We start from the raw sequence: 11,053 nt of genomic DNA on the forward strand, positions 1-11,053 counted from the left end.
TCTTATGGATATGAAAAAGCTGATACTATTGTTGCCTGTAGCCCTGCTGCTCCTGGCTTGCCAGAATGACCGGGACGATCGGGTAACGCCCAACCAACTGGAAGGCACCTGGTTGCTCACCGAGGTCTTATTCGACCCGGGGGACGGCAGCGGAGAATTTGAACCGAGCGACGCCGGCTTCCAAATCACCCTCAATTCGGATAATTCCTTCGAAGCCAATTTCCACGTCTGCCGGGTCTTCGAAGAAGGAGAACGCCTCACGGGTTCCTTCACGCGCATTGCCGTAAGTGAAATCCTGATTGCCTGTAGTGAGAGTGTTGTCAACGGCATTCAGGGCCGGTTGGAAGAGGGAAACCTGATCTTTTACTATCCGTGTATCGAGCCCTGCGTGTATAAATTCATCAAAGTAGCCGACCCTACGGGGTAGTCTTGCTGACCTGGAGCACCTTCCCGTTGTAGTAATGATGGCCCGTCAGGGCAAAATCCCCGATATACTTCGCCATTTCGGCGGCAGATACCGGAGCCTGGTATCCGGGAAAAGCCGCTTCGAGCATCTCGGTCTGGACGGCACCCAGGGCCAGGGCATTGAAGGCGGGCCCGGTTTCTTTGTACTCCTCGGCCAACAACTCGGTGAGGGTTATCACCGCACCCTTGCTGGAACTGTAGGCTGCCAGGCCGGGAAATTTTGCACTGCCCTGTATCCCCCCCATGGAACTGATCGCCAGCACGTGCCCGGAGGGCTCCAGCACCGGCAGCAGGGACCGGGTAAGTGCCGCTACGCCAAAAACATTAACCCGGTATACCCTCTCGAAATCGGCGGTACCGGTTTGCCCGAATGGCTTGTTGACCAGACTGCCCGCATTGTGGACCAGGATGTCCGCACGGGTCCAGTTTTCCCCAATCCAGTCGCGCACCCGGTCGCAGGCCTTTTCATCCGTGATATCAAAGGGAAGTGCCGTAACCCCCGGCAATCCGAGGTCCAGCACCGGGGCCTCATTGCGGGATAGCGCAAGGACCTGGTGCCCTTGGCCGGCCCAGTACTTTACGAGTTCATACCCGATCCCGCGACTTGTTCCGGTTACTGCGATTCGGGCCATGGATACATTTTCAGGGTTGCGGGAGGAGAGTCGGCAATACCTTTTACCACGGGGATCAAATCGTTCAGCAACTCTGCCATATGGCCAAAGTCCATGCCCGACGGCTCATCGCCCGGAAGGTGGTAATAATCAAAGTTCGTAAAGTCAAATGTGGAGAAGGTATGGGCCGGCACCTGGAATTCCTGATAGAACGGCAGGTTATCCGACCGCTGGAACAAATTGAACTCCTGGGCCTGGGGCAACAACCCCACCAATTTGGAGCCGGCCAGCTCGTTGGCCACCTCTGCCAGGTTACTCCTTTCATACCCGGTGAGGTAGACCCGGTAGTCCTTCCCGGCCATGGGGACGCCGGTCATTTCAAAGTTGAGCATGGCGTATAAATCGGCGCCCTGTGCCTTAAGCCTTTTCGCCAGGTGGGCGCTTCCCATCAGGCCGCGTTCCTCCGCGGAGAAAAAAGCAAAAACCAGGCTGCGCGCCGGCGGTTTACAGCGGGCAAAAAATCGGGCCAGCTCCAACACCATGGCCGTACCCGTGGCATTGTCGTTTGCCCCGTTGGCAATGCTGTCCCCTTCCCGGGGGGCTACCCGGCCAATATGGTCGTAATGGGCCCCGATCAGCACATATTCCCCGGAAAGCCCGGGTTCCGAGCCCTGCAAATAGCCTACAATATTGTATCCGGTGTCTTCGATGTTCGTCAGGGTGTCCCGGTAGGCGTCAAAATAAGGCTGGATTCCAAAATCTTTGAGCCTGCCCTCCAGGTAAGTGGCCGCCTGTTCCAACCCTTCGGATCCGGTATCCCGCCCCCCCAGGGCATCCGAAGCAAGGAATCCCACAATACGTTGCATGGCAACGGAATCGCTGAATTCGCGGTAGTTTTCCGGCCCGCATGCCACTTTCCGTCCGGCTCCGCAGGAAGCCAGCGCCAGCAGCAGGAGTACGGCAAGCGCCCCGGCCAGCAGCTGTTGGCCGTTCGCCGGAATTCGCGGGCATTCCATTTAGGCCAGCATCGTTACGGGATGCTCCAGGTAAGCCCGCAGGGTTTGCAGGAATTGCGCCCCTGTGGCGCCGTCCACCGTGCGGTGGTCGCAGGCCAGGGTGATGGTCATCGTATGGCCGACGACGATCTGGCCGTCCCGGACCACCGGTTTCTCCACAATGGCCCCTACAGACAGGATCGCCGAGTTGGGCTGGTTGATGATGGATGTAAATTCCCGGATACCAAACATCCCCAGGTTGGAGACGGTAAAGGTACTCCCCTCCATCTCCGCAGGGGTGAGTTTCTTGTTGCGCGCGCGGCCGGCGAGGTCCTTCACGGATGCCCCGATGGCGGTCAGGCTCATCTGGTCGGTGAATTTCAGGACGGGCACCACCAGTCCTTCTTCAACCGCTACTGCAACTCCGATATGCACGTGGCCGTTGTACTTTGTGGTATCCCCGTTCCAGGTGGTGTTGACCTGGGGGTGTTTCCGCAGTGCCATCGCACAGGCCTTGACGACCATATCGTTAAAGGACACCTTGGTGTCCGGCAATTCGTTGATCCGCGCCCGGGAAGCCATGGCCTGGCTCATATCCACCTCGATGGTCAGGTAGTAGTGGGGGGCGGTAAATTTCGATTCGCTCAGGCGTTTGGCAATGACCTTGCGCATCTGTGAGTTCTTGACCTCTTCCACAGATTCCTCCCCGGCAGGGGCCATGGAGGCCGCAGAGGCGGGAACGGCCTGCTCGGCAGGAGCCTTTGCGGCGCCTTCCCCCACACTTGCCGCCGGTTTGGCAGACGGGGTGTAATTCTCAATATCCCGCTTGACGATCCGCCCGTTGTCGCCGGTGCCTTCCACGTCACTCAGGTCGATACCCTTTTCCTCTGCCATTTTCCTGGCCAGGGGCGAAATGAAGATCCGACCGTCACCAGACGATGACCCGCCGGACCTGGCTTCTTCCCTGCCCGCAGCCGCACCGTCGGTGGATGCTGCCTTTTCCTCGGAGCTTTCCTTTTTGGCCTCAGCCCCTTTCTCTTCCGTGGCAGCCGGTTTGCCGGATCCGCTACCGGCAGACAATACAGCCTCAACATCCGTTCCCTCGGGTCCGATCACCGCAAGTACGGCATCTACCGGGGCGGATTCGCCTTCTTCAATCCCGATATGCAACAGGGTCCCGGAATAGAAGGACTCGAATTCCATGGTGGCCTTATCCGTTTCGATTTCGGCCAGGATATCTCCTTCTTCCACCGCGTCCCCTTTCTTCTTGATCCAGGAGGCAACCGTGCCTTCTTCCATCGTATCGCTCAGGCGGGGCATGCGGATTATTTCCACACCCTCGGGGACCTCGGCCTGCCCTCCGGCATCATCCCCGGAGGCAGTTTCTGCATCCTCCGAGCCATCCCCGGTTGCAGCCTCCTCCGCGACAGTTTCTTTTGTGTCCTCGCCGGCGCCGGCATCACCCGAACCTGCGCCGTCGATCAGGCCCGATATGTCTTCGCCTTCCTCCCCGACTATAGCCAGGAGGGCATCCACCGGAGCGCCGTCCCCTTCTTCTATCCCGATATGGAGCAGCGTACCCTCATAGAACGATTCGAATTCCATGGTCGCTTTGTCCGTTTCGATTTCCGCAAGGATGTCGCCTTCTTCGATCTTATCTCCAACCTGTTTCAGCCATTTCGCCACGGTTCCTTCCTCCATGGTATCGCTGAGTCGGGGCATTTTTATGATTTCTGCCATCTGCTGAATCTTATAATTTGTGGGCCAGGAACGGGTAGTCTTCCTGTTCGTATACCGTATCGTAAAGTTGTTCCACCGGCGGGAAATCGGATTCTTCCGCAAATTTCTCGCACTCCTTCACCCGCTGCTTCACCCGTTTGTCGATTTCCGAAATTTCCTCGTCCGTGGCATAGCGCTTGTCTTTGATCACATCGAGTACCTGGGTAATCGGGTCGATTTTCTTGTATTCCTCCACTTCTTCCTTGGTCCGGTAGTGCTGGGCATCGGACATGGAATGCCCCCGATAGCGGTAGGTTTTCATTTCCAGGAAGGTGGGTCCGCCGCCGGTACGCGCGCGATCCACGGCCTTGTAAACTTCTTCCGCTACGGTAACCGGGTCCATACCGTCTACCGGGCCGCAGGGCATTTCATACCCCAGCCCGAGTTTCCAGATCTCCGTGGAATGGGCCGTCCGTGCTACAGAGGTCCCCATGGCATAGCCGTTGTTTTCACAGATAAAAACTACCGGTAGTTGCCAGAGCATGGCCAGGTTGAACGTTTCGTGCAGGCTTCCCTGGCGAACCGCCCCGTCCCCCATGTAACAAAGGGTCACGGCGTCCCGCTCAAAATACTTATCGGCAAAGGCGAGCCCGGCCCCCAGCGGGATCTGCCCGCCCACGATGCCGTGTCCGCCATAGAATCGGTGTTCTTTTGAGAAGATGTGCATGGATCCCCCCATGCCCTTGGAGGTGCCGGTGACCTTCCCGTACAACTCGGCCATGACGCGTTTCGGATCGACACCCAGGCCAATGGGCTGTACGTGGTTCCTGTAAGCCGTAATCATCCGGTCTTTTTCCAGGTCCATGGCGTGGAGGGAACCGGCAAGCACCGCTTCCTGTCCATTGTAAAGGTGCAGGAACCCGCGGACCTTTTGTTGTATATATACTGCGGCCAGCTTGTCCTCAAACTTCCGCCAGAACAGCATATCCTCATACCACTTCAGATATACTTCCTTGGTAACTTTTTTCATCCAGATTGGTTTTATCTCGCTTCCCGGTGCTTCGGAAATCCCGGCATGCCGTCGATTCCCCCGGGGTAGGGAAGCAAAAATACATATTAAATCATTCATGAAAAAATGGGAATCCCGATTGCGTATAACCGGGTTCCGGATGGGGTCAGGAGAGGAATTCCGGGTCGAATCCCAGGGGTAGCAAAGCCCGGATGGACGGGCATTCGTAGACGGCTCCTCCCCCGGCCTGCAACAGGATTCGGATCGGGCCTTCCTGCCGGTGTTCGTACTCCAGCAGGGATTGCCTGCAATTCCCACAGGGCGCCGCGGGCTTGTGGAGGCTTCCCCCGGGGTTCCCCACATATACGGCCAGGGTCCGGACCGGGGTCCCCGGAAACCGGGCACCGGCCTGGAAAACGGCCACCCGCTCCGCGCAAAGCCCGGATGGATAAGAGGCATTCTCCTGATTGCTGCCGATAACCACCTCCCCGGTCGCCAATTCAATCGCCGCCCCAACGGGGAATTTGGAATACGGGGAATAGGAGCCCGAGGTCGCCTCCCGGGCAGCGGCCAGCAAAGCCCGGTCATCCCCGGAGAGTTCCGCGGGATCCGGGTAGATGTTCAGGTCAAAACCGATATGTTTTTTCTGCATGGGCAAAAGATACGGAATTGGACGGGCCGGACATAAAAAAACCTGCCCGTGGGGCAGGTTGGATTTTCGGTTTGGAACCGATCAGTCGTTATAGAATTCTTCCCCCAGGGCGAAGCTGAGCGAAAAGCGCAGCGTATTCTCCAGCGGGTTGCGAACCTGTGCCGTGGAAAACAGGTAGGACAGGTCAATCTGTACGTTGTTGTACCGGAAACCGGCTCCCAGGCTGAAGAACTTCCGGAAACCTTTTTCCTCCGATTCGTTGAAGTAGCCCCCGCGCAGCATAAACTGGTCGCGGTATTTGTACTCGGCGCCGAGAGCCCAGGTCATTTCCTTGAGCTCTTCTCCGAAACCGTCCGGTGCATCCCCCAGGGAGGTGAATACCCCTTCGAAGAATCCAATACTCTGGTATTCCTGATTGTCGTCTGCATCCAGGTCCCCGTCCCCGTCAAAATCCTGGGGCGTCGGAACCAGGAGCTTGTTGATTTCCGCCGTAAGTGAAAGCTCGTTGTCGAAGTCGAAAATAAAATCGAAACCACCCCCGAGCCCGAGGTTGGTGGGCAGGAAGTTTTCCTGTCCTCCGTCGTCGTACTTGATCTTGCCCCCCAGGTTGGAAATATTGAACCCGGCGCGCCAGCGGCCGTCAAAACTGTCATAGGCCTTTTCAGGACCCCGGTAATACCCCGCCACATCCACCGCAAAGGTGCTTCCGGCCTGGACGGCATTGTCCAGCTGTGGGATTTCCAGGTTGGAATTGATAAAGCGTCCGCCAACAGCCATGGCAAAGGTCTCGCTGAGTTTCAGCGAATAGGAACCGTCAATAGCCAGTTCGTTTGGTTTGACCGTGGTGCCGTTTTCCTGGAAGGTATTCCGCAATTCAATTTCCCCCAGGGTGAAATAGCGGATGGAAACGGCAAATGCGCTCCGGTCATTGATTTTGTTGTAGAAACTACCATTGAGAAGTGCAATATCGGTGATTATGCTCTCCAGATAGGGCGTATAGCTGATGCCCACACCCATTTTCCGTTCTGCAAAGGCAAATTTGGCCGGATTCCATTGCTGGGAAAAAGCATCCGTGCTGGTGGCCACGCCCACATCGCCCATCCCCGACGCCCGGGCGTCGGAAGCGATGGTCAAAAATGGTACGGCTGTGGTGATGACGCGTTCCCCGTCCTGGGCCATGGATTTTACGCTGATTGCCAGGAGGAGCAATAGGCTGATTTTCTTCATTATACTGTTCATACGATTAGAATTCGCAAACTTGCTACTAAAATGTGTATAACTGAAATTTATACGATGTATTGTTCTAAAACGGGATATTCGACAAAATCGTGCCCCGGAATCGGTTTGCGGGCATCCCGAACTCCCCGGCACACCCTCACCCCGGCACCTCGCTCCGGGGCCTGCAATGTAGCGGTTCCCGCACAAACCAAAAAGTAAATTCAACAGCATACTAGAACCTCATTTTACCCGTTATCATTGGAAAGAGTGCAGGACCGCGGAGCCGTTGGCCACCCGGGCCGCAAATTTTAACAACTGGTAAAATATAATAGGGTTTTGCCCGTTGTATTAGCCGAGATATCAATTTTTACGAATTGTCAGCAATCATCCGGCCGCTTCGTTCGGCCAGATATGAACTTAAGTCCTAAATACAGATGAAACGAACACGAATCAGCGCACTACTGTCGGCAGCCGTTATCGCCGGTTCCCTGAGCTTGCAGAGTTGCAAGAACTCCGGAGGAGGGTCCAAGAATACTTCCCGGGCCACAGGCTGGAAGATCAACGCCAAGGAAGGCGGCTTCCAGTACAATACCGACTTCAAGGAGCAGGAAACCGCACCGGGCCTGGTCTTTGTGGAAGGGGGAACCTTCACCAAGGGGAAACTGCAGGACGATGTGATGCACGATTGGAACAACACGCCGACTACGCAGCACGTGCAGTCTTTCTATATGGACGAAACCGAGGTAACCAACGTCATGTACCTGGAATATCTCGATTACCTGAAAAGCGTATATCCGCCCGAAAACCCACAATACACAGCCATCTACGAGGGTGCCTTGCCGGACACGCTTGTCTGGAGGAACCGTCTGGGCTTCAATGAGACGATGACCAACAACTACCTGCGCCACCCCGCCTATGCGGAATACCCCGTGGTGGGGGTCAACTGGGTGCAGGCCGTCCAGTTTGCGGAATGGCGTACAGACCGGGTAAACGAAGCGATGCTCGAGCGGGAGGGCTACCTGGCCGAAGACGTGAAATACCGGGCAATGAACGGGGAAATCGGGGGTACCTTCTCCACCGAGGCCTACCTGAACCGACCGGGATCCGTGTACGGCGGACAAATCGATTCCCTCACCGGGAAAAATCAAAAGGATTCCGTACCGAGCTTTGCCAAGCGCAGCAGCGGAATCATCATGCCGGAATACCGCCTGCCTACGGAAACCGAATGGGAGTATGCCGCCCAGGCGCTCCAGGGTTCCCGGGAATACAACAATTACCGCGGGCGTAAAAAATATCCCTGGGATGGCGACTACACCCGGAACGGCCAGCGGGTCGGCCGGGGCGACCAGCTCGCCAACTTCAAGCAGGGCAAAGGGGACTACGGCGGGATTGCCGGTTGGTCTGACGATGGCGCCGATATCACGGCAGAAGTCAAGTCCTACAAACCCAACGACCTGGGTCTCTATGATATGGCCGGCAACGTAGCCGAGTGGGTAGCAGATGTCTACCGTCCGATCGTAGATGACGAGATCAGCGATTTCAACTATTTCCGGGGCAACATCTTTATGAAGGCCGCTATCGGCGAGGATGGCAAAGTCCAGGTACTGCGCGACAGCATCGTTTACGACACGCTGCCAACAGGCAAAGTGGTGGCTGTCAACCTTCCGGGGGAAGTGAAAATGGTACCTGTCGGCGAACAGGAGACCTACCTCCGCACCAACTTTTCCAAATCGGACAACCGGGGTTACCGGGACGGGGATCCGAGCTCCTCGCGTTTCGCCGATTTCTACGGGGAAGATGAGGAAAAGCCTGCCATGTACAATTCCCCGAAGCATAAAGTGGAAAGGGATGAAGATGGGGAACTCGTGCGCCAGTACGATGAGAGCAATTACCGGACAAGCCTGATCAACGACGAGGTTCGGGTGTACAAGGGAGGATCCTGGAGGGATCGCGCCTACTGGCTGGACCCGGCCCAGCGCCGCTACCTGCCCCAGTATATGGCCACCGACTATATCGGCTTCCGCTGTGCAATGTCGCGGGTGGGTTCGAAATCCAAAACCAAGAACAAAACCGTACGCGGCAAAAAAGTCCGCTAATAAACCGGAATACTTAAAAGCACTCCAAAAGCCCCGGCCAATCGCCGGGGCTTTTTATCTTTACCCCATGGATACGAAAAGCCTGTACGAGTTCTTCCTGAAACACCCGAAGGTCAGTACGGATAGCCGAACCATCCCGGAAAACGGCATTTTTTTTGCGCTGAAAGGACCCAATTTCAACGGGAATGAATTTGCGATAGAAGCCCTGTCCCGGGGAGCGGCCCTCGCAGTGGTAGACGAAGGGGACTTTCCCGACGAGCCCCGCTGCATCCGGGTGCCGGATGCACTCGCCGCCCTCCAACAACTGGCCATGCACCATCGCCTTCAATGCAAGGCCCGGATCATCGGGCTTACCGGGAGTAATGGAAAGACCACGACCAAGGAGTTGATAGCCGCCGTCCTGAGCAAAAAATATCGGACACTCGCTACCCGGGGAAACCTCAACAACCACATCGGCGTCCCCCTCACCCTGCTCCGGATCGCCCCGGAGACAGAATTGGCCATCGTTGAAATGGGGGCAAACCACCAGGGGGAAATCCGCCTGCTCAGTGAAATGGCACAACCCGATTTCGGATATATCACGAATTTCGGAAAAGCCCACCTGGAGGGATTCGGGGGGGTGGAAGGCGTCATCCGGGGAAAAAGCGAGCTCTATGAAAACCTGATGGAACGGGGCGCCACCATTTTTATGAACGCCGACGACCCGGTGCAGTTCGAAAAACTGGCAGGGTATGCAAATTGCGTGGGTTTTAGCACCCGAAACCCCGCCTATATGCAGATCAAAAACCTGACCGACGGGCCGGCTGTCCGAATGCAGGTAGATGACGTGGTGGTGCAGACCCAATTAACGGGGAGATATAACTTTTCGAATTGCGCCGTTTCTGCCTGTATCGGTAAACACTTTGGGGTACCTGCTGAAGCGATTGCCGAAGCCCTGGAATCATACATCCCGGCAAACAACCGGTCGCAATTGATCGAACGCGGCAACCTGCGCATTCTCCTGGACGCCTACAACGCAAATCCCACGAGCATGGCGGCAGCACTCGAAAACCTCGCCGAAATGGATGGCCCCCGGAAAATTGCCATCCTGGGGGACATGTTTGAACTGGGTGCGGAGGCGGCTGCGGAACACGAAGCCGTCGGGAGGTTCGCACTGTCCAAAAACCCGGAGAAACTCTATCTGGTGGGACAGCACTTTTACGATACTGCGCTGCCGGCCGCACGGTTTCCGGATTTTGCAGCCCTTTCCCGGGAATTAAAGGCCAACCCGTTAACCGGGCCGGCCACCGTCCTGATCAAAGGCTCCCGGGGCATGGCCCTGGAACGCGTTCTGGAGTTCCTCTGACCGCGGTTCTTAAAATTTTGTTAAACCGGTTGCAGTTTTGGTTGTCCCGGCTTGGTTTATTACCTTCCGCAACCTCGATAAAATACCCCCATTATGTTGTTTCTCCCCCCTACCACAATGGGCTATTTACTATTGACCGCCTTCCTGACCAAGGAAGGTCCGAGCCTGCTGATCGCTGTTTCCGGATCCCTGGTATTCCTTACAGGCCTCTACCACCTTTTGGAAATCCCCAGGCAGCAACGCCACAAGCGCAAATGGCTCCGCTCACACGCGGATGCCATCCGGGGGCACCTGATCGTGCAATATTGCCTCAACCGGTGGAAAGAAAAACGGGGCTTCTGCAACAAATGCGGCAGCCATCGCCTGGAACTCTGGGACCACTGCGACAATTTACTCGTACTGCGTTGCAGTAACTGCCGGATCAACTACACGCTGACGGCACAATCCGGCCCGATGATTGCGCAGATTCTGCAGTATATGCCGTCGGAATACGTCCTGGTTTCGGGGCTTAGGGAGAACCGCTTCGAATCGCTCGGACGGCATCTGAGCCGCACGTGCGGGCCGTGTTCCACTTTTATTGAAAACAAGTTGTCCGAATCCTGACTTCCCCTGCGTACGGGATTATTTTTCCGCCTGCTCTTTACGCTCTCCGATATTTTTACGATCTTGCACCGCCTTTTGGGATATTAGCTCAGTTGGTTTAGAGCGCTGCCTTGACAGGGCAGAGGTCACTGGTTCGAATCCAGTATATCCCACATCAAGCAGAAAACCCCGCAACAAAGTTGCGGGGTATTTTTTTGGCGGCTCCGTCAAAAGCTCGCTTTTGTAAGGAGACGACGAAAAAAGACTTCAATCCGCCTTGGCGGATTGGGGTTTTCTATTTGCAGTAGTGGGCACGGTCTGGATCACGAGGCGAATGCCGAGTAATCCAGCAGGAGTGGTT

General features: G+C 56.2%; 10 protein-coding genes and 1 tRNA gene. 5 read left to right on the forward strand and 6 right to left on the reverse strand.

The genetic code is table 11. The features are described from left to right. The first annotated feature begins 10 nt into the window (after window positions 1-10). Entirely contained in the window at window positions 11-427 is a 417-nt protein-coding gene (locus AC3DKS_RS14635) for a hypothetical protein (RefSeq protein ID WP_148214299.1), read from the forward strand. Here the strand turns inward: AC3DKS_RS14635 and AC3DKS_RS14640 are convergent. The 6 genes from AC3DKS_RS14640 to porV form a co-directional block, all read right to left on the reverse strand. Next, window positions 417-1,097, reverse strand: a complete 681-nt coding sequence (locus AC3DKS_RS14640; protein ID WP_272608199.1) for an SDR family NAD(P)-dependent oxidoreductase — start codon at window positions 1,095-1,097, stop codon at window positions 417-419. The genes AC3DKS_RS14635 and AC3DKS_RS14640 overlap by 11 nt on opposite strands. Then, on the reverse strand, window positions 1,079-2,092 hold the full coding sequence (locus AC3DKS_RS14645) for a M28 family metallopeptidase (RefSeq protein ID WP_015753913.1): 1,014 nt from the start codon (window positions 2,090-2,092) through the stop codon (window positions 1,079-1,081). Before AC3DKS_RS14645 ends, AC3DKS_RS14640 begins: the two co-directional genes overlap by 19 nt. Further along, on the reverse strand, window positions 2,093-3,811 hold the full coding sequence (locus AC3DKS_RS14650) for a pyruvate dehydrogenase complex dihydrolipoamide acetyltransferase (protein WP_015753912.1): 1,719 nt from the start codon (window positions 3,809-3,811) through the stop codon (window positions 2,093-2,095). It lies immediately after the preceding gene. 10 nt (window positions 3,812-3,821) lie between these two features. Next, a complete protein-coding gene (gene pdhA, locus AC3DKS_RS14655; RefSeq protein WP_041327555.1) occupies window positions 3,822-4,820 on the reverse strand; it encodes a pyruvate dehydrogenase (acetyl-transferring) E1 component subunit alpha in 999 nt (332 codons plus the stop codon). Between the two features lie 145 nt (window positions 4,821-4,965). Beyond that, window positions 4,966-5,451 (reverse strand): cytidine deaminase, encoded by a 486-nt coding sequence (locus AC3DKS_RS14660; RefSeq protein WP_015753910.1) that lies wholly within the window; start codon window positions 5,449-5,451, stop codon window positions 4,966-4,968. 81 nt (window positions 5,452-5,532) lie between these two features. Continuing rightward, window positions 5,533-6,690: a type IX secretion system outer membrane channel protein PorV gene (gene porV / locus AC3DKS_RS14665; protein ID WP_015753909.1), complete on the reverse strand. Its 1,158-nt coding sequence runs from the start codon at window positions 6,688-6,690 to the stop codon at window positions 5,533-5,535. A gap of 413 nt (window positions 6,691-7,103) precedes the next feature. On the opposite strand from porV, the gene gldJ reads away from it, so the two are divergent. The 4 genes from gldJ to AC3DKS_RS14685 all read left to right on the forward strand — a co-directional run bounded on the left by gldJ (window position 7,104) and on the right by AC3DKS_RS14685 (window position 10,865). Continuing rightward, entirely contained in the window at window positions 7,104-8,765 is a 1,662-nt protein-coding gene (gene gldJ, locus AC3DKS_RS14670; protein ID WP_015753908.1) for a gliding motility lipoprotein GldJ, read from the forward strand. 67 nt (window positions 8,766-8,832) lie between these two features. Continuing rightward, the gene (locus tag AC3DKS_RS14675) at window positions 8,833-10,110 is read left to right on the forward strand and encodes a UDP-N-acetylmuramoyl-tripeptide--D-alanyl-D-alanine ligase (protein WP_272608197.1); all 1,278 of its coding nucleotides are present in this window, start codon (window positions 8,833-8,835) and stop codon (window positions 10,108-10,110) included. Between the two features lie 93 nt (window positions 10,111-10,203). Then, window positions 10,204-10,713 carry a hypothetical protein gene (locus tag AC3DKS_RS14680; RefSeq protein WP_148214298.1) on the forward strand — a complete coding sequence of 170 codons (510 nt, stop codon included), beginning with the start codon at window positions 10,204-10,206 and terminating at the stop codon, window positions 10,711-10,713. Between the two features lie 77 nt (window positions 10,714-10,790). After that, window positions 10,791-10,865, forward strand: a tRNA-Val gene (locus AC3DKS_RS14685). The last annotated feature ends 188 nt before the right edge of the window (window positions 10,866-11,053 follow it).

The sequence above is a fragment of the Robiginitalea sp. genome, assembly GCF_982776155.1.